Raw genomic sequence first — 18845 nt, 5'->3', positions numbered from 1 at the left:
TTCGCAGGATGTCCACCTTTTCTACGCGCTGGAGCAGGTATTCCTCTTTAATTATTCAACTAGTTCACCTGTTGTCTCTATAGATTTACCTCTCTAGCAGCTTCATTTTCCTCGCAATTTGTTTTGAGAATTTTTCTTCACCATATTGGAAAAAAATTCGAACAAGCTTCTCATAAGACCACTCGTTCACTACTTCGTATGCACTTACTGCTCCTTGGAGATCCATCCTCATATCAAGAGGTGCATCATGATGATAACTAAATCCTCGTTCTGGTGTATCAAGCTGCGGAGATGAAACTCCTAGATCATAAAGAATTCCATCAACACCCATAACTCCAAGATTTGTAAGTTCTGATTTTAAATATCTAAAATTACTTTTCACATAGGTCACTTTGTCACTATACGCATTTAATTTTTCTGCAGCGTGACGTAAAGCTGTTTCATCCTGGTCAAACGCAAATAAATGACCTCCTTCACCTAATTGAGAGAGCAAATATTCGCTGTGACCAGCACCACCTAATGTACAGTCAACATATATTCCATTTGGCTTTATTTTTAATTCATCTACAGTTTCTCGTAATAACACAGTTGTATGGTTAAACATATTTTCACCTTTCCAATCGAATAGACTAAATATCAAAGCCTATCATATTCTCGGCAATTTCCGCAAAGGAATCTTCTGAGTTTGTGAAATAGTCTTCCCAAACCGGCTTGCTCCAAATCTCAATTCGATTGGAAACCCCGAGGACCACACATTCTTTTTCTAATGACGCATAAGAAACAAGACTTGTTGGTAAGTTAATTCTTCCTTGCTTATCAATTTCGCATTCTGATGCACCTGAAAAGAAAAATCTGGTAAATGCCCGTGCATCTTTCTTTGTTAGTGGGAGGGTCTTTAGTTTATCTTCTAATATTCTCCACTCGTTCATGGGATAACCAAATAAACATTGATCTAATCCCCTTGTGATAACGAAGGATTCTCCTAAGTTATCTCTAAATTTTGAGGGAACGATCAACCTGCCTTTTTGATCTATATTATGCTGATATTCGCCCATAAACATAATAGATCCCCACTTTCTATCATAAATGTACCACATCCCCCCACTTTTAACCACTTTTTTTAAAAAAAGATAAAATTAAATTGTATATGCATTTTTTTATGCTAGGACGTTAATAATTGAGACACAAAAATCTCATACAAATGGCTTAAAATATAGAATCCAGTAAATATTGTAGTCAACTAAGAAGAGAGGCTGACTCAAAAGGTCGTTAAAAGACGATTTTTTTGAGGCACCTCTTTTTTATTATTATTTAGAATTTTCACATCTGTTCATTTTGATTAGGTTGATACTCGCTGCAGTTGCGAGACTCCCGAGGGAAATAGCGGAAAAGGTGAGACCCCACAAGGCTTGCCCGATGCCTCTGAATAGGCTTCCTCGAGTTTTCACCGCACGAATAAAATGCGCAGCATTTTATGAGGAGGCTCACCTCCGCCCCGGAGAATGGAGTACCTTTCGCGGAAATCAACCGGGCTTATTTAATGATGATCATTTGTTGAAAAAAGAAGAGGGTGTTCCCAAAAGATTATACTTTTGGGACACCCTCTCTTCTTTTATCTTAACCGTATACTTTTTAATGAAAGTTTTTGATCCTATATGGTTCAGTCATTCTGTTAAAAGATCTTACCACTAGACTGATTGACCTATTTTCTAGTGAAAAAATGCCCTAGGTTCAGTAAACAATGCTGTGTGGAATTATAAATACACCACTTTATGCTTTCCATCAAACGTAAGATCTTGTTGTATCAATATTGGTATGAAGTCTTCTCCATACTTATTAAGAAAATAAAGAACATTCCACACTCGCTCTTGAGGTGCTCCATTAGGTTTAAGAGCAACTTCAATTTCCTCTAAGTGATTCATAGAAATCTTGTCTTTCCACTTTGCGCTTTTTTGTACCTTTTCAAGAAGAAAATCAAGCTGACGCGTATGAAAATGGATATTTTTTTCTATGATTGGTGTTAATCCTAAATCAAGCTCTTTCCCTCTCAGCGCAATTGTTTCATATTGCTCCTGTAAATAATTTTTCACACTCTCAAGTTGTTGTTCTAATTCGACATCACGGTGAGTTTGAAATAGTTTTTCTCTACTATCTTTAATTCCATCCATTAAGACTTTATCAGGAGTTAAACCTATTTGTAACAAGAATTTATGAACATGAGGCTCAACTAGCGTGAGGGATAACCTTGGTACTATTGGAGGCATTTTCTCCTGAACACACTCGAATGCATCTTTTAGCTCTGCCCAATAGGCCATTTCTCCTGGACCTGCAATAAAAGCGAGGGTTGGGAACATTTTCTCTTGCATAATAGGTCGAGTCACAACATTATTGCTGAAAATTTCAGGATGAACTTCGATTTGCTGATACAACTCCTGATAATCCCATTCGATTTGGTCATCTTTTGTCATGATTTTCTCGTCATTTTTCTTTAATAGCTTTCGATCATGATCATGATAGTAAAAAAGATTCATGCTATCTTCTTCTACATCAATTATAGGAGAAAACCCGTCTTGACGTAGTTTTTGTTGAGTCTCTAGTACCGCTTCCGTTATGCTTGAGGAGTGATTAAAAAGCTGTTGAAAATGTGGGATTTCAAGCTTTCTAAACTCAGCATCAGCTGCATCTATTAGTAATAATCCACTATCCTTAAATAGAGTCATGATTAAATAGCTAAAAAAGTCAACAAATGTATTCGAACATTCAATTGCTTGGTGAATCATATTGTGAAGGCTCTTCGTACCCTCTCTCTCTCCAAGTTCAGTGAACAATTCATGTGTAAAGCGGGATAACTTCTCTTTATCGATAGTAATATGAGTTGCCATTTTCTTCTCAATTAGTCTATCGGGGTAACCCATTTTTTTAAGCTCTCCCTGTTTCTTTACAAAAATATGATTAATCTCTTCGTAGTCATGGTCTTCTCCTGCAATCCAAAACACTGGCACAACAGGATGACCTAGCTTCTTTTCCTGTTCTTCCGCTAACTTAATAATGGAGATTACTTTATGGATCGTATAAAGAGGTCCTGTGAAGACTCCAGCTTGTTGACCTCCAATGACGACGACTCCATCACCACGTAACTTTTCAAGTGATTGCGTTACTTTATCTGAAGTAGGGAACGGTTTCATATAGTTCTTTATACTTTGAACTAAGTTTTCTCGTTGAAATGATTTGTTTTTTTAATTCTGCTAAACGGTTTTCATATACAGTTTCATCCTTCAGCTGATAATGAAAATAATCAACCACAGGTTGCTTTTGTTCTTGGTACAACGAAGCAAAGCGACTAGTAGCTGGAACTGAAACACTTTCCAGTTTTATCATATTGGTACTCCTTTTCATGGCATTCTGTCATGAGTATACCAAAGTCATACAGGAAAGAAAAAAGAGTTGCTCTAGATTTAGATCGCTTCTACTATCTTTTTTCCAATACCAAAAAAGAATTAAGAAAATGTACGCGAGTGAGAAGAGGAAGAAATTGATTCGCCAAAAGCTTCTAAGCACCTTTCCTGATGACTAATTCTTGCTTTTTTTCGATAATAAAAAATAAACAAAAATAAATCCTACTACAAAAAWACATAAAAAAAWAATAGGAWAAGTACGATTCCTTCCMAATACTCAAGAWAAWAAAAWRAAMARAMAAAAWAATCATTATCGKCAWAACAYCAATGGKTATATGAAAAGGTTTTTTTTCTTATTTTTAKTTAACTGATATAAAAGTGGAAACAGAACTAAATAACTAATAAACGGCAAAACAAAAGAAAATGGCTAATACGGAGGAAAAAATCGTTGCAATCATATCTTCAACTCTTTTCTATAATTTGTGTTTCTTTCCCTTTCACAACATCAAATAAAAATTGTAAGTACGGTGTATCAATTTGCTGACTCTTTGCTTTTTTTAAAACGAATCCTACAATGGAATCAATTTCGGTTTTCCTTTTATATTTGATATCCATTAACATAGAAGAAAGATTGGTTGAGGTTTGCAGACACACCTCATTCACAGAATCCAAAGAAATTTCATTCTCCTTGATAAAAGGAATTTTATTTAATTCACTATATACTGCTTGGACTAATTTTTGATAGTGCACGTTCGATACTAATTCTCCATTTGAAACATGAAGCATGGTAGTAAGTGGATTAATACAGGCATTTACAACTAGTTTTCCACCATTCTTCTACTAATATCATTTACAATTTTTATAGGAAAGAAGTCAGATGTATTACTTTCAAAAGGATGGAGGTCGAGTTTCCCTTTAATCCTACCGATGCTTATATCTCCTACACCTCTATGTTCTACCGTATGACTATTCACTTTAATGGCTCCATGCTTTACAATCCCAGCAAAAATAGTAGAAGATGATACATTGTGTAAAAGTTCAAGGTGACCCATTCCATTTTGGAGAAAGAGTAAAGGTGTATTTTGTGATATGAGTTGTAATGTGGGTAAGAGGGATTCTAATTGATGCTGTTTAACCGTCACAATCATTAGATCTATATTTTCAGGAGTAAATAGTTCGATAGGAATAGCGTTCATTTTCTTCAAGGTATATGTATGAGAAGATCTATATAGTGTAAGTCCAACTTGATTAATTTTATCACTTTGCTCTACACTTCTTGTTACTAACGTAACGTTATGTGTAGAAGCCAAATAATAGGAGCATAGCATCCCAATAGCGCCAGCCCCAATAACGGCTATATTCATAGTACCTCCAAGGATTTATAAATTTTAGATAGAATTGTCAAATAATACTGTAATACCTAGTATTTTATCAAATTTTGTAGATAAATTTAATACAAAATTCATGTTTCTTTTAAATCCATACGAAAATTCCCCTATAAAAAAAGGTTAACATGAGCACATATACTCAAGTAACCTCATCTTTTTAAACTGGGTACACACCATGCTTTCTCTTACTAAATGTTAAATCTTTAGATGAATAATAATGAAAACGTGTTATAAGGATCTCTCTTAGTTTATTAGGTTCAACAACCGCATCAACGATTAATTCTGAAGCTAATTTATAAATATCGATATGTTCTTGGTATTCTTTTTGTTTTTCTTGGATAAATTGTATTTTTTCTTTTGTGTCTTGAATCTCAATAATTTTATTCGAATATACTGCATTTACAGCCGCTTCAGGTCCCATGACAGCGATTTGAGCCGTAGGGAGCGCAATGCAGCAATCAGGCTCAAATGCTGGTCCCGCCATGGCGTACAACCCTGCCCCGTATGCCTTTCTTACAATTACAGAGATTTTCGGAACAGTAGCAGAGCTCATACTTGCAATAAGCTTAGCCCCGTGTCTAATAATTCCTGCTCGCTCTACACTTGTACCAATCATAAACCCAGGAACATCCGCCAAAAATAAACAATGGGATATGAAAAGCGTCGCAAAGAGAAATAAATTTTGCTGCTTTATCAGCTGAATCAACGAACAAGACCCCTCCCTTTACTTTTGGTTGATTGGCGATAATTCCTACAACTTTTCCGTCCATCCTTGCTAGACCTGTAATTATTTCTGGAGCGAATAATCTCTTCATTTCAAAAAAAGAATCTTCATCTATTAAGGTATATATACAATCATACATATCAAATGGGGCATTTTGATGAGCAGGAATGATATCTTCTAGCTCTTTTCTACTTTAGGAAGTTTTGACTCTACTATTGGTGTGGAATGTTCAAAGTTAGCAGGAAAATACGATAGATATTGTCTGACATTTTGAATACCTTCTTCTTCAGAAGATACCAATACATCTCCACATCCACTTACGGAACAATGCATCCTTGCTCCGCCCATTTCTTCTAGCGTTACTTTCTCTCCTATCACTTTTTCTGCCATCCGAGGAGATCCCAAATACATAGAGGCATTTCCCTCTACCATAATCACAATATCACAAAATGCTGGAATGTAAGCTCCTCCAGCTGCAGATGGACCTAGCAATAAACAAATTTGTGGAACCATACCAGACATTTGAACTTGTTGGTAAAAGATCTTACCCGCTCCACGCCTTCCAGGAAACATTTCAAGCTGATCTGTAATACGTGCCCCTGCCGAATCGACTAAGTAAAGCATAGGAACTTTTAATTTAATCGCCATTTCTTGAATTCTAATTATTTTTCAACCGTTCTCGCTCCCCAAGAACCCGCTTTAACCGTTGAATCATTTGCCATGACACAAACGGTTTGCCCGTTCACTCTACCTATGGCCGTTACTACGCCATCAGCAGGTAACTCCTCTTTCGAACAATTAGCAAATAACCCTTCTTCCTCATATTCTCCTTGATCAAATAATAACTGGAGACGTTCTCTTACAAATAGCTTGTTCTGCGCCTTATTTTTTTGGTGATACTTCTCTTGTCCACCCTGCTTGACTTTCTCTACCAAAGATTGTAACTGTTGTGATTTTTTCAATTTATTCCCCCCTCTCATACTTTTAATTTTAATAAGGTATCTCCTTCATTAACAAAATCTCCTACTTGTACCATGATTTCTTTTACGACCCCATTGCCAGTAGATTCAATCGGTATTTCCATTTTCATGGATTCTAACTTCAGTACAATTTGATTTTCTTCTACCTTATCTTCTAATTGAATTTCAATTGATAATACGGTTCCAGCCATTGTTGATTTAATGTCCATGTTTTATCTTCCCCTTTTTATTTTGATAATCATTTATCCACTTTGTCGTATACTTACCGTCTAAAAACACTTCATCTTGAAGTACATCTAATAAGAAAGGTATATTTGTCTTAACACCTTCGATTTCTATAGTAGCTAAATATTTTTTAGTCATTTTGTATGCACTCATCACGGGTAGTAGCATGAGCAATAACTTTCATAATCAATGGATCATAAAAAGGTGTTACCTTATTACCGGTTGCATAGCCATAGTCAATGCGTATGCCTGGTATTACCTCAAAAGAACATTGTCGCAATGTTCCAGGAGAAGGGAAAAACTTTATGGGATCCTCAGCATATATTCTAAACTCTATACTATGTCCTGATTGCTCAATGTCCTTTTGATGTTGGAGGGGTAATGTACTTTCACACGCCACTAAAAGCTGCCATTCAACAAGATCAATACCCGTAATTTCTTCTGTAATTGCATGTTCTACCTGTAACCTTGTGTTCATCTCCAAAAAGTACACTTCTTCCTTTTCGTCTACAATAAATTCTACTGTGCCTGCATTTTTGTATTGCACAGCCTTGGCAGCATTAACCGCAACTTCAAACAACCTCTCGCGGCATTCCTTAGAGAGTTCAGGAGATGGAGCCTCCTCTATCACCTTCTGATTACGGCGTTGAATCGAACAATTTCTTTCAAACAAATGGAAGGGAGTACTTTTACCGTCTCCGAAAATTTGCACCTCTACATGACGTGCATTTGGAATATATTTTTCTAGAAAACCCGGTCACTTTTAAAATACGCTTCACTTCGTTTTCTAGTGGACTCAAACTGTTGACTGAGAGTCGCTTCATCTTCACATAATACCATTCCAATTCCACCTCCACCTCCGCTTGCCTTTAACATAAGTGGATAGCCTATCCGTTTCGCCTCTTCTAGTGCTTCACTTACAGTCAAAACACCTTCATCCGTTCCTGGAATGACAGGTACATTCGCCTCTCTCATTGTTTTCTTGGCAATAATCTTATCTCCCATCAACTCAATTACATTAGAATCAGGACCAATAAAGGTTAGGTTATTACCTTCAACTTTCTTTGCAAATTCACTATTTTCCGAGAGTAGCCCATACCCTGGATGGATAGCATCTACTCCTTGCTCCTTCGCTATATCAATGATTCGGTCTTGTAATAAGTAGGACTGTTGAACAGGACCAGGCCCTAATCTCACTGTTATATCTCCCTGTTTAACAAATGGTAATTCTGCATCTTCATCTGAATATACGATGACAGATGTAATCCCTAACTTACGGCACGTTTTAATTATTCGGAGTGCAATTTCTCCTCTGTTCGCTATTAATATTTTCTGAAACAAAAAACACCTCCCCTTTCCTACACCTACGTATTCGAGTAAATTCTTCAATTTCCTCCCCTATTTTGAAAACGCTATCAAAAAAATGCAGAATTTTTTGTGTTTTTAGTATATACTTATTATAATAGAAAAATGAACCTTATCTTATATAAGGAGGAATGACAATGGCCTTCAACGTCGAGCCTTTAAAAATTAATTACAAAACTCTTGAAGAGTTTAAGCAATTCCACGAATATGGTCAGCAAGAACTTTCTATGTTAGAAGACTTACAAGAAAATATTATTGAAAATAATAGTTCGTCTCCTTTTTACGGGATATACATGGGAGATAAACTTGTAGCTAGAATGAGTTTATATAGAAGAGCAAGCGAAGATAGTGATGTGTTTGAGACAAAGCAAGAATTTCTAGAACTATGGAAACTTGAGGTTTTACCTGATTATCAGTCTAGAGGTCTAGGCACACGCTTGGTTAGTTACGCTAAGGATTATGGTTTTGCCATTAAAACCAATTCTCGAATGAAATCAAAAGATTTTTGGGAAAAGAACGGTTTTATCGCACCATGCTACAAAATTGAAAGAGACTTAGGACAAAATCCAATGATTTGGGAACCAAACTAATCTTTTCCTAGAAAAAACGCCTGTTCTCAGGCGTTTTTATTTTTTGCTATTTAAAAGTGTGGAGTGAGATCTATCTTCTTCTATATCTTGGTCATGCGCAAACTTTCTAGCTTTGTCTAATACACTTAACAGTGCATAATGCTCACTTCTCAGTTCTTTCAAGCTCTGTTCTAATTGCTTTTTTTCTGACAGTAGCTTTTCATAATTAAACTTTAACGTTTCGTTTGTTTCACTTAAAAACTTTACTTGGTTAAGAAGAGAATATTCCCTTTCTCTAACGCCTTCCAAATGTTTTAAGTATGAAGTGATATCAGATATAGATGGATAGGATGTCTCTTCATTATGTGATACAATTTTAGTCGCAACCTGATTTTGTTGCTTGTATTCTTTTCTCTGTTTCTTAGCAAGTTCTATACCTGAACGGTATTGTTTACGCACATAGGAATTCCAGCGAAATCCACAAGCTGCCCCAGTCCTTGATAATCTTCTCCCTACTTCTTCGAACGCCTGTAACTGAGTTCCACCTTCTCTAATATGCCGTAAAACTACTTCTGCTAAAAGTAAGTCTTCATCTTTCGTCCATGAATCCTGTCTTGTTGAAGACATATCTCTATCACTCCTCACAAAATTGTATTCCTATAAATACTTATGCGAGTAATAGATTAGATAGACATTTTCATATCACTTTTTTGTAAAGAATAACCTCACTTTATTGTGATGCTCTTCCTCTCCCCATAAAGTAGAGCAATTATTGATTTCATCAGCTATTGCAAGTTCTAAGCTTTTAGAATGAAACGTGTTTAAAAGGATAGATTTATATGCCATTAACACATTAGGAAAGAGTGCCGTATGGCGCTCCACAAGTTGGATTGCTTCAGATTGTGAATCTACTATCTCTTGGATAACCCCCATTTGAATCAAATGATCCGTATCATATTTTATTGCAGAAGTTAGTAATTTAAAGGCATTTCCTTGGTCAATTTTATTCATAAGTATGGAACCGCCCCCCAACCGGTTGTGATGGCTAATGTACCTTGAATAAATCCAAGCTTTGCGTTTCTTTTCATGATTCTAAAATCCGTACTGATTGCTAGTTCCGCTCCTCCTCCTACGGCCGTCCCATTCAAATAAGAAAACGTTGGCTTCGGATACGTTGCTAATGTGTATAAGATTTTTCCCATTCTTGACAACATTGGAAAAGCTTCTTCTTTTGTTTTTAACTTGTGAAACTCTGCTAGGTCTCCTCCAGAACAAAAGGTGTCACCTTCACCAGAAATGCATAACCCCTTTATGTGCTGCTCCAATCCTTTTCCAGAAAAATTTCCAAACCTGTCATCATGTCGCTATTAATAGCATTTCGCTTTTTAGGTTGATTTAAAATAAAATACAGTATTCCATTTTCTTCTCTCATTACATAACAGTTCATTTCCTTCCCCTTCCACCATTCATTCTGTACATAGTAAAAAAGCGCAAAGAGCCATGGCCTCTTTGCGCTTTTTCTTGAAGTATTTAATTATTTGCTAACTACTTCTTTACCTTTATACGTTCCACACTCTTTACATACACGGTGAGCAAGTTTCATTTCACCGCAGCTTGGGCATGCTACCATACCAGGTACGCTTAACTTGAAGTGTGTACGACGTTTTCTCTTTGCCGTTTTAGATGTTCTTCTAAAAGGTACAGCCATTCTTCCCACCTCCTTAAAAGAGATTCTTCTCATTAAAGGGAAAAACGTTCAGAATTCCTCAGTCCGTCTTTCTTCTCTTAAGAATCAGTTTCAAAAAATTTTGCTAAGTCTCGAAGACGAGGATCCACTTTTTGTTTTTCTTCATCTTGAGAATCTTCTTGAATTTTTTCCTCGGTTACTACTTCCCAATCCTTGCCTGAAGGAAGTTCAGCATCTAACGCTTGTTCGCTAAAGACTTGTAAAGGAACTTCTAGTACAATCAATTCTTCTATGACAGGTGTTAAGTCAATTACTTCACCATTCACTCTGTGCACTTCATCTACTTCTGTATCATCATCGTACAGGTTATCTTCAACGATAAATGTTTCAGTGGTTTGAATATTTAACGGAAAATGAACATCTGCAAGGGTTCTAGAACAAGGTAGAATCATTTCTCCTTTAATGTTCAAGTGAAACGTCACTTGTTTGGGACGAATATCAGCGTGACCCGTAACATGGAATGGCGAAAGGCTTCGAATATCTTTTTCAATATTTTTCACACTGTCCATATTCACATGTTCGTCAATCGCTAACCCTTCACTTCGATACTTCTGTAGTTGTATGATCGACCATTTCATTATACTCACCTCAAGGCAACAAAGGTAATTATAGCTTTACTACTACCTTTTGTCAATATTTTTTCTTTACACTCTTTACTTTGCTAGTTGTTAAGTATAACGTGTAATTAAACGGATGTGAACTCTATTTTAAAGGATGTGAGGAAATGAATGCAACTGGTGTGGTTGTAGAATATAATCCTTTTCATAATGGACATCAATACCATTTACAACAATCAAAGAAAAAAAACAAAATGCGGATTGTGTAATCGCAGTAATGAGTGGTAATTTTTTACAAAGAGGAGAGCCAGCTATTCTAGATAAGTGGGCAAGAACAAGGATGGCACTCAGAGGAGGAGCTGACTTGGTGATCGAACTACCTTACGCATTTGCTACTCAACATGCGGAAGTGTTTGCTAGAGGGGCTGTCACGATCTTACATAGTTTGAAATGCAAGTCTATCTCATTTGGAAGTGAGTCTGGGGATATTTCTGCCTTTCATAAAACAAAATCTTTTTTACAGACGTATGATGAAGAATACAATCAACTAATTTCTTCTTTTATAAAAGAAGGAATTAGTTATCCTAAGGCCCAGAACTTAGCTTTAAGGTCTCTAGCTACAACATCTAGAATACTAGACTTATCACAACCTAATAATATACTAGGATATCATTATGTGAGTAGCATTAAAGATATAGGCTCACAGATTCAACCTTACACTGTAGAAAGAAAAGGAGCCGGATATCATGATGAAGATTCAATTTCATTTGAGTTTGCTTCTGCTACTGGAATACGCAAGTTGTTGAACGAGAATAATGGGCGTTTAGATTCCATTACTTCTTTAGTACCACTCTCAACAGTTGAGGAGATCGATAAATATCCATACACACTTCGCTCATGGGAAGATTATTGGCCATTTCTTCAGTACAAGCTTATCTCGACTTCTGCTCAAGAGCTTTCCTACATGTATGAAGTTGAAGAGGGAATTGAAAACCGCTTATCTAAATTTGCCAACCAAGCCACTTGTTTTCAAGAATTCATGAACCTTGTAAAAACTAAACGTTATACATGGACAAGAATTCAACGAATGCTTCTCCATATTTTAACCCATACCTCAAAAGAAAAAATGAACCAAAACATGCACATTACATCACTACGGTTACTTGGGATGAATTCGGTTGGAAGAGAATATTTACACTCAGTCAAAAAAGGAGCTAGAGGTTCCACTTATTACAAATTATAGTCAATTAAAGGTTCAAAATCATTTAGATTATCACGTCAGTACCATCTATTCTATGGGTGAACAGGATGATCGCATTCGATTAGATTCTATGAACAGAGAGCGGGAACATCCTCCTGTTATATTTACTTAACTTCATAAGAAAAAGACCAATCCCAATGGATCGGTCTTTTTTTAAACTATCTCTGCTCTAGCCCTTCTAAATAAATAATCGCCTCTTCAAATGTTTCAATCGGAACAATTTCCATGTCAATATCAAGCTCTGCAGCCGTATTTACTGCCGCTTCATAATTTGAAATAAAATCATCTGATCCAACTGGAGCAGAATCATTCGGTGCTAGGAAAATATCGGCATCTGAAGAATATGCTGCAATAACCTTTTGTTCAATGCCGCCTATTCTGCCAACCGTTCCATCTTCTGAAATTGTCCCTGTTCCGGCTATTTTGTATCCTTTAGTTAAATCCTTATCTGTTAATTGATTGTATATTTCTAAACTGAACATGAACCCAGCAGAAGGTCCTCCGATGGCTTCAGTCTCAAAGGAAATGTCTCTATCCGACTCTATTTCTACATGATCGACCAGTTCTATACCAATCCCAACAGTTCCCGTCTGCCCGTTTATTATTGCAAGCTCAATTGGTACTCTATACTCTTTTTCCTCTCTAATAAATGTAATGGTAATGGTATCACCTTCGCTTCTCTGATTTACCATCGATATAAGTTGGTCGGATGAAGTTAACGTTTCATCATTTAATTTAATGATGCGATCTCCTGCTTTTAATTTCTCAGAAGCCATGGTCCCTTCTAAAACATTCATAACATATATTCCTTTAAATTCCGTAGATACTGGAATACCTGCATATGTATAAGCTACCGTTACAGCATTTTTCGTGCTATCTTCCATATAGAATAATTGACGTGTACGAAAAGCTTCGTTTGATTCTTCAGGTCGTTTTATATCTTCTTCTGGAAAAATCTCATAGTAATCTTTCCACTTAGCATATGTGTACGTAAGCAAGTTTGCCTGTCCCATTCTTACAGTCGTTAACAAAAAGCTGCCTTTGGTTGTGTTAGAAGCATCTTCTACTTCAATTATAGGAGCGATAGGATAAGCTTCTCCTGGTTGTGAGATGTAATAGGGTAAACGGATGGTTATAACTAAAGTGGTAATAAGTAATATAAGTAAATATGAAACGGTTCTTTTATTCAATGACATAGCTACTCCTTTTCACTCAAGTAACGAACGGATTTTGTCTATATGCTTTCGTGCTTCCTCTTCTCCAACTCTTATCATCGCTTCAATATCTGTAAACGAACGTGCATTAAACTCAACAAGATAGGGTCTAATCATAACATCTGATTCTATCTCTCTATTTTCAATTATTTCTACTTGTAAGATATCGATACTTTGCATAATAACGTCATAGATCGTTTGTATCTCTATATTCTTATTCACTTCAGACACGTCTACTGCAACGACAATATCTGCTCCTAAGTCCTTCACTACAGAAACAGGTACTCTATCGATGACTCCTCCGTCTACGAGGAGCCTTCCGTCTATCCGTTCTGGGACAAACACTCCTGGAATTGAAATACTGGCTCTAACCGCATCAGCAATAGACCCTTTAGTGAAACAACCTTCTCTCCTTTTGAAGATCTGTAGCAACAATCGCAGTGGGTATAGCCAAGTCTTCAATATTTTTATGATAGGTAAATAATTTAATAAATTCTTTAATTTTATTTCCCGATATAAAGCCCATTTTAGGAACGGTAACATCGATGAAATATTTACGTCTAAATCCTGTTGATAATTTATACAGATCGTCTATATTTTGTCCAGCACTATACAATGCAGCTACTAGGGCTCCCATGCTGCTCCCTGCAATATAATCAATAGGAATACCCTCTTCTTCAAAAACTTTAATGACTCCTAAATGAGCAAATCCTCTTGCACTACCTGAACCAAGCGCCAATCCAACAGTTGGTCTGTTCATATGATCCCACTCCCCGTCTCTTCTATATAATATGGTCTATTTTTTCTATGTATGAGTATATGTATTACTATGGACAATCTCACAATAAAAATAAATTGAACGTGCAGGAGGGTCAATATTGAATAGTTCCGTCCTAAAAAGTATGGGAATGGGAATGGTGGCACTTATCTTGGCAGTCACTTTAATCCTTTTTCCTGAACAATCATTACAAGCTTCTAGTCGCGGTTTAAAGATGTGGTGGGAAATTGTCTTCCCTTCTTTATTACCCTTTTTTATTATAGCAGAAATACTCATTGGATTTGGAGTCGTTCGCTTTATTGGTGTTTTACTGGAACCTATTATGAGGCCATTATTCAATGTTCCAGGCAATGGTGGATTTGTCTGGGCAATGGGTATGGCTTCTGGTTTTCCAGCAGGCGCAAAGTTGAGCGCAAGGTTACGTGCTGAAGGAGAGTTGACCCAGGTAGAAGCTGAACGGTTAGCTTCTTTCACAAATTGCTCAAATCCACTATTTATATGCGGTGCTGTTGCCGTTGGTTTTTTTCACGATGCAAAGCTAGGGATTCTTCTTGCCGTTAGCCACTATGGTGCAAACATGTTAGTGGGTATTTGCATGAGGTATTATAAACGGTCTAGTGAGTCAACGGTTAAAATTCGTATGAAAACACCATCATTGAAAATAGCTATGCAGACTATGCACCAAACAAGATTAGAAAACAACAAACCACTTGGAGCACTCCTTGGCAATGCAGTTCAGTCCTCGATTCAAACTCTGCTAATGATTGGTGGTTTTATCATTCTATTTTCCGTAGTAAATCAGTTGTTATTTTTAGTTTCTTTTACAGACTTCTTCTCTCGTTTACTTACATATATTTTAGTGCCCCTTCAGTTTTCTACTCAACTATCTCAACCGTTTATTTCAGGTATGTTTGAGATTACATTAGGTAGCGAGCTACTTAGTAACGTTACAGATTCATCACTTTTGCATAAAGCTATTTTAACCAGTTTTATTCTTGGGTTCGGAGGTTTCAGTGTACAAGCTCAAGTAGCAAGTATTTTAGCTCAAACGGATATTCGTTTTCGACCCTTTTTCTTTGCTCGTATTTTACAAGGCCTATTTGCTAGTGTTTTAACGATCGTATTGTGGAAACCTCTTTACTTACCTGATTCATCCACGACAATTCATGCGTTTCAAATGTTCGAGTGGAACCCCACCATCTATTATCAGATCGTAGAGTTTGGTCCGTTGATTACTTTAACATCCCTATATATTTATATTTGCCTATACTTATTAAAAATGAAGAAAGGAGCTTCTAATTAGAAGCTCCTTCCATAAACTTTTCTTTCAATTTCTCTTCTACTATTTGTGGTACTAATTCAGAAATATCCCCTTTGTATTTCGCTACTTCTTTCACAATAGAAGAACTTAAAAATGAATACTGATTGTTAGTCATGATAAAAAATGTTTCAATATTTTCGTCTAAAACACGATTCATCGAAGTGATCTGCATTTCGTACTCAAAATCAGATACTGCTCTTAGTCCTCTGATAATAGCACTAGCACCTACTCTCTTCGCATAATCAATTAAAAGTCCTGAAAATGTATCAACCTGAACATTAGGTAAATGTTTGGTCGCTTCTTTAATTAGTTCAACTCTTTCTGCTGCTGTAAATAACGGATTTTTTGAAGAGTTGTTTAACACGACAACCCTAATTTCATTAAACACTTTTGCCCCTCTTGTAATGATATCTAGATGACCATAAGTAAGTGGGTCAAAGCTTCCTGGACATACTGCAATCTTCCCCATCATGACTCCCCCTGTTCCTCGTCAGCTACTCTATATAACGTAATCGTTATGGTCCCATAAGTTTCACTTCTAGTCGTGACTAAATTTTCAACACGATGAGGTAATTTATCTTCAGAACTATGCTCACAAATTACGTAACCGTTTTCATCTATCATCTTATGTTTAGAGATTTCTGTCAAGATTTGTACGTATTTCAACTTCTTGTAAGGAGGGTCAAGAAAGATTAAGTCAAAGGTTATATCTCTTCTTGCAATCGCTTTTAAAGCGCGGTCTGAATCATTTCGATATACTTCGAAAGAGGACGTATCCACTTTACAGAATTCTAAGTTTTGATTAATCGTTTGAATGGCTTTTTGATCACGATCAACAAAAATGACATGTTCAATTCCTCTACTTAACGCTTCAATACCTAATCCACCGCTTCCAGCAAATAAGTCTAAGGCATTTCCTCCATCAAAATAGGGACCAATCATATTAAATAATGCTTCTTTCACTTTGTCCGTTGTCGGCCTAGTTCCGCTACCGGGAACCGCTTTTAACCTAAGGCCTTTTTTTGTACCTGAAATTACTCTCATTCACTATCACCTAAATTTTATGTATAAACTTCCCCTTTATCCTATCACAAGTAAATTTGTAACGCTATGCTTTAAAAATGAATTAAATCATTAACCTTAGTATAAATGAACGTGTTTGGGTCATACTGTGAGTAACAACATCCTAAGCTGATGTTGTTGCCAACCGCGGAGAAGACTTACGTTTCCCCATAAGTTCTTCCTCCGGTTTCTCCTCTCCCTTTGCCTTCTGTCCATTAGGATATAGAAGGACCCTGCAGAGTTCGCTCTGCAGGGTTTTTTTTAATTTTCCGAATCAATTTGTATATTAAACGCTTCACTTGCAAATTGGGTATTCGTATACATTTCTCCTTTATAGGTGATAACTGAACCCTCTGCTAATCCAAACTCTTCTTCATTAATAACAAAATAATTTTTTTCTTGTAAAAACGATATTGTCGCTCTTCCCCATACGCTACAATCATTTTTTCATTAGGAAATACCTTATAAGGAATATTCGCCACCGTCAATATATCCGCTATATTATAAAAACGTTCAGACTGATTTCTTAAGTATACAATTTCTTTTCCATTTGTATTGATCTCGAGTAGTCCATCTAGTTCAAATAAGAGTAGTGGAGTTTGATCAGCGTGAACCAGACTAAAAAATTCACTTTCTCCTTTACGCAAATCTGTCAAAATCCTATCTAGGATTGCTGGGGTAACCTGTTCATTGGAGTCCTGATATGTTTCTAGGGATTGAATAAAAGCTTCTAATTCTTCATGGGATAAATCATTCATCATCTGGTTATAGGCCCAATTAGCTTTTGTATCTTTACTCTCACTTTTTAACGAGAGCGAAACTAGAAAATCTAAGATCCACAATGCATTTTCATCGATAGTATAGGATTGTTGTGTAAATAACTTTACATCTTCATATGGAAGATTGGCTAATTGGCTTTGGTCTTTAATGAAGTGAAACCCTCCGTACGAACCTTGTTGCTTAGTCGTCATAATAGCTGTTAGGTTGTAGTCAGTTAAGATTTCACTAGGAAACTCAATTGTTCTATCTTCAGGATGGAATACACTCAAACCTATTGAGCTTTTCGAGTAATCCCACTCCCCTTCTTCCCAGTATAAAAATACTTGGTCAGAATGGCCTGAAAATGAATAATAATCAATCCATTCAAGCTCTTCAGTAAGCTGAGGTGAAAGATTTGACATCCACTCTCCATTTCTCCATACACCTTCACTTACTTGTAAAGAAATAATGGAATCTTTTTGAGGCTGAATGAATGGCGAGACTAGTAGCTTACTCTCTTCAATAGAATAAAAAAATGACACCGACTCTTCAACTTCCCCTAATACAATCCAGTCTCCCTCTATAGTACCTACACAACTTTGTTCACCACTTATGCAGGTATAGAAAGGAATCGTGCTTGGGATGTACAGGCGAGTTCCTCCACCTACTCCATTAAAGGTATGAGATACCAGTAACTCTCCATTTTGATGTTCTACTTCTATTTTTTGTTCTAGTAACATTTCACCTGTATTTTCTGAATATGTCCACCACTGATAGCCAATTAATAAACTGCTAACAAGAAATAATAAAAATAATAATGTGCTTTTTTTCATGATGACCCTCACAAAATGTATTGTTATCTATAACTATATAGGAATGGGCATAAAATGAAAATGTGAAAATATGAAAAAAAGTGCAAGGTAGAAATCTACATGATTTCTACTAGGTATAATGGTAAACTATTGATACATCCCATAATAGAGGAGGATATCAGATGATTCAACGTTTTATCGAGCTTGGAGAAGGATATGGAGATATATTTGAATTATGTGAAATAACTGAGCGTAACAACGATCGAGTTATTCACTTACTATCATTAACCACTAGATTAAATAATAGAAAAGTTGTATCGCTTGTTACTGTGTTGGAACCAACCGGGGAAGGGAAATTTCAACCTTTATACATATGTAGAGAAGGAATACCACATAAAGATGAGGTTTTAGGTAGAAGATACGAATTATTCCAAGAAACAGCGAACCGATTAAATAAAAAGATGATTGAACTTGAAGTAAGACCCTCCACCTCATTTGCAGAGAAAGAATTATACTATCAATATTTAATTGGCATCCTGCGAATGAACCGCTTTATCCCGGCGTTGTCTTAAAAATCAAGTTAAAACCTTATGAATAGTAAAATATAACTTGGATACTTTAGCTGAACCTATTCCGCTTTTCTTGTCTAGCTATATCGGCTAGCCCGCGACAAGCCGATTCCGCTTTC

The 18845-nt window shown here is 36.3% G+C and carries 23 protein-coding genes and 4 pseudogenes; 5 read left to right on the top strand and 22 right to left on the bottom strand.

What is annotated here, in order from left to right; translation table 11 throughout:
* From rsmH to M44_RS20765, 11 genes and pseudogenes are all read right to left on the bottom strand, one after another.
* Positions 1–604: pseudogene (gene rsmH, locus M44_RS20785) on the bottom strand (16S rRNA (cytosine(1402)-N(4))-methyltransferase RsmH); the annotation flags it as partial.
* A 25-nt stretch (positions 605–629) separates the two neighbouring features.
* Complete coding sequence (gene mraZ / locus M44_RS06060; RefSeq protein ID WP_010171897.1) at positions 630–1061, bottom strand: division/cell wall cluster transcriptional repressor MraZ; 432 nt, start codon at positions 1059–1061, stop codon at positions 630–632.
* Between the two features lie 693 nt (positions 1062–1754).
* Complete coding sequence (gene bshC, locus M44_RS20780; RefSeq protein ID WP_010171894.1) at positions 1755–3185, bottom strand: bacillithiol biosynthesis cysteine-adding enzyme BshC; 1431 nt, start codon at positions 3183–3185, stop codon at positions 1755–1757.
* Positions 3160–3378, bottom strand: coding sequence for a hypothetical protein (locus M44_RS24845; protein WP_010171892.1), 219 nt, complete (start codon positions 3376–3378; stop codon positions 3160–3162). Before M44_RS24845 ends, bshC begins: the two co-directional genes overlap by 26 nt.
* A gap of 479 nt (positions 3379–3857) precedes the next feature.
* On the bottom strand, positions 3858–4181 hold the full coding sequence (locus M44_RS24840) for a ketopantoate reductase C-terminal domain-containing protein (RefSeq protein WP_081447423.1): 324 nt from the start codon (positions 4179–4181) through the stop codon (positions 3858–3860).
* Between the two features lie 32 nt (positions 4182–4213).
* On the bottom strand, positions 4214–4759 hold the full coding sequence (locus M44_RS24835; protein WP_050770922.1) for a 2-dehydropantoate 2-reductase N-terminal domain-containing protein: 546 nt from the start codon (positions 4757–4759) through the stop codon (positions 4214–4216).
* Positions 4760–4940: 181 nt separating this feature from the next.
* Positions 4941–6487: pseudogene (locus M44_RS20770) on the bottom strand (acyl-CoA carboxylase subunit beta).
* Positions 6484–6696, bottom strand: a complete 213-nt coding sequence (locus M44_RS06025) for an acyl-CoA carboxylase biotin carboxyl carrier protein subunit (protein ID WP_010171882.1) — start codon at positions 6694–6696, stop codon at positions 6484–6486. Before M44_RS06025 ends, M44_RS20770 begins: the two are co-directional and overlap by 4 nt.
* Entirely contained in the window at positions 6686–6850 is a 165-nt protein-coding gene (locus M44_RS29320) for a hypothetical protein (protein WP_010171880.1), read from the bottom strand. Before M44_RS29320 ends, M44_RS06025 begins: the two co-directional genes overlap by 11 nt.
* On the bottom strand, positions 6843–7112 hold the full coding sequence (locus M44_RS29315; RefSeq protein ID WP_337444039.1) for a hypothetical protein: 270 nt from the start codon (positions 7110–7112) through the stop codon (positions 6843–6845). Before M44_RS29315 ends, M44_RS29320 begins: the two co-directional genes overlap by 8 nt.
* A gap of 36 nt (positions 7113–7148) precedes the next feature.
* A pseudogene (locus tag M44_RS20765) lies at positions 7149–8053 on the bottom strand (ATP-binding protein); the annotation flags it as partial.
* A gap of 161 nt (positions 8054–8214) precedes the next feature.
* Between M44_RS20765 and M44_RS06015 the strand changes: the two are divergent.
* Positions 8215–8667 (top strand): N-acetyltransferase, encoded by a 453-nt coding sequence (locus tag M44_RS06015; protein ID WP_010171874.1) that lies wholly within the window; start codon positions 8215–8217, stop codon positions 8665–8667.
* A gap of 36 nt (positions 8668–8703) precedes the next feature.
* Here the strand turns inward: M44_RS06015 and M44_RS06010 are convergent, their stop codons facing one another.
* The 6 genes from M44_RS06010 to M44_RS05995 all read right to left on the bottom strand — a co-directional run bounded on the left by M44_RS06010 (position 8704) and on the right by M44_RS05995 (position 10971).
* Positions 8704–9273, bottom strand: a complete 570-nt coding sequence (locus M44_RS06010; protein ID WP_010171873.1) for an RsfA family transcriptional regulator — start codon at positions 9271–9273, stop codon at positions 8704–8706.
* Between the two features lie 75 nt (positions 9274–9348).
* Positions 9349–9657 (bottom strand): hypothetical protein, encoded by a 309-nt coding sequence (locus M44_RS24830; RefSeq protein WP_010171872.1) that lies wholly within the window; start codon positions 9655–9657, stop codon positions 9349–9351.
* The gene (locus M44_RS24825; protein WP_010171871.1) at positions 9654–9971 is read right to left on the bottom strand and encodes an enoyl-CoA hydratase/isomerase family protein; all 318 of its coding nucleotides are present in this window, start codon (positions 9969–9971) and stop codon (positions 9654–9656) included. Before M44_RS24825 ends, M44_RS24830 begins: the two co-directional genes overlap by 4 nt.
* A complete protein-coding gene (locus tag M44_RS26830; RefSeq protein ID WP_010171869.1) occupies positions 9956–10093 on the bottom strand; it encodes a hypothetical protein in 138 nt (45 codons plus the stop codon). The genes M44_RS24825 and M44_RS26830 overlap by 16 nt, the downstream gene beginning before the upstream one ends.
* Positions 10094–10180: 87 nt before the next feature.
* Positions 10181–10354 (bottom strand): 50S ribosomal protein L32, encoded by a 174-nt coding sequence (gene rpmF / locus M44_RS06000; RefSeq protein ID WP_010171867.1) that lies wholly within the window; start codon positions 10352–10354, stop codon positions 10181–10183.
* Between the two features lie 77 nt (positions 10355–10431).
* Entirely contained in the window at positions 10432–10971 is a 540-nt protein-coding gene (locus M44_RS05995) for a YceD family protein (protein ID WP_010171865.1), read from the bottom strand.
* A 146-nt stretch (positions 10972–11117) separates the two neighbouring features.
* On the opposite strand from M44_RS05995, the gene M44_RS29810 reads away from it, so the two are divergent.
* Both M44_RS29810 and M44_RS20755 read left to right on the top strand, forming a co-directional pair.
* Complete coding sequence (locus tag M44_RS29810) at positions 11118–11219, top strand: nucleotidyltransferase family protein (RefSeq protein WP_155814913.1); 102 nt, start codon at positions 11118–11120, stop codon at positions 11217–11219.
* An 8-nt stretch (positions 11220–11227) separates the two neighbouring features.
* Positions 11228–12193, top strand: coding sequence for a nucleotidyltransferase (locus M44_RS20755; RefSeq protein WP_010171863.1), 966 nt, complete (start codon positions 11228–11230; stop codon positions 12191–12193).
* Positions 12194–12369: 176 nt separating this feature from the next.
* Here M44_RS20755 and M44_RS05985 read toward each other — a convergent pair whose 3' ends face one another.
* On the bottom strand, positions 12370–13407 hold the full coding sequence (locus M44_RS05985; RefSeq protein WP_029326751.1) for a SepM family pheromone-processing serine protease: 1038 nt from the start codon (positions 13405–13407) through the stop codon (positions 12370–12372).
* 12 nt (positions 13408–13419) lie between these two features.
* Positions 13420–14185, bottom strand: a pseudogene (locus tag M44_RS20750) (patatin-like phospholipase family protein).
* A 118-nt stretch (positions 14186–14303) separates the two neighbouring features.
* Between M44_RS20750 and ylbJ the strand changes: the two are divergent.
* The gene (gene ylbJ, locus M44_RS05975; RefSeq protein ID WP_010171860.1) at positions 14304–15506 is read left to right on the top strand and encodes a sporulation integral membrane protein YlbJ; all 1203 of its coding nucleotides are present in this window, start codon (positions 14304–14306) and stop codon (positions 15504–15506) included.
* Here the strand turns inward: ylbJ and coaD are convergent.
* From coaD to M44_RS05960, 3 genes are all read right to left on the bottom strand, one after another.
* Entirely contained in the window at positions 15499–15993 is a 495-nt protein-coding gene (gene coaD, locus M44_RS05970) for a pantetheine-phosphate adenylyltransferase (RefSeq protein WP_010171858.1), read from the bottom strand. The two genes, ylbJ and coaD, sit on opposite strands and share 8 nt — an antisense overlap.
* Positions 15993–16568, bottom strand: coding sequence for a 16S rRNA (guanine(966)-N(2))-methyltransferase RsmD (gene rsmD / locus M44_RS05965; RefSeq protein WP_010171856.1), 576 nt, complete (start codon positions 16566–16568; stop codon positions 15993–15995). The genes coaD and rsmD overlap by 1 nt, the downstream gene beginning before the upstream one ends.
* 374 nt (positions 16569–16942) lie before the next feature.
* Positions 16943–18178, bottom strand: coding sequence for a hypothetical protein (locus M44_RS05960; protein ID WP_010171853.1), 1236 nt, complete (start codon positions 18176–18178; stop codon positions 16943–16945).
* Positions 18179–18339: 161 nt separating this feature from the next.
* Between M44_RS05960 and M44_RS05955 the strand changes: the two genes are divergently transcribed.
* Positions 18340–18729: a DUF7147 family protein gene (locus tag M44_RS05955; protein ID WP_010171852.1), complete on the top strand. Its 390-nt coding sequence runs from the start codon at positions 18340–18342 to the stop codon at positions 18727–18729.
* Positions 18730–18845: the final 116 nt, after the last annotated feature.

This window comes from Bacillus coahuilensis m4-4 (assembly GCF_000171615.1).
GTDB lineage: Bacteria > Bacillota > Bacilli > Bacillales > Bacillaceae_K > Bacillus_T > Bacillus_T coahuilensis.
This window is presented reverse-complemented; position numbering and strand designations above follow the sequence as displayed.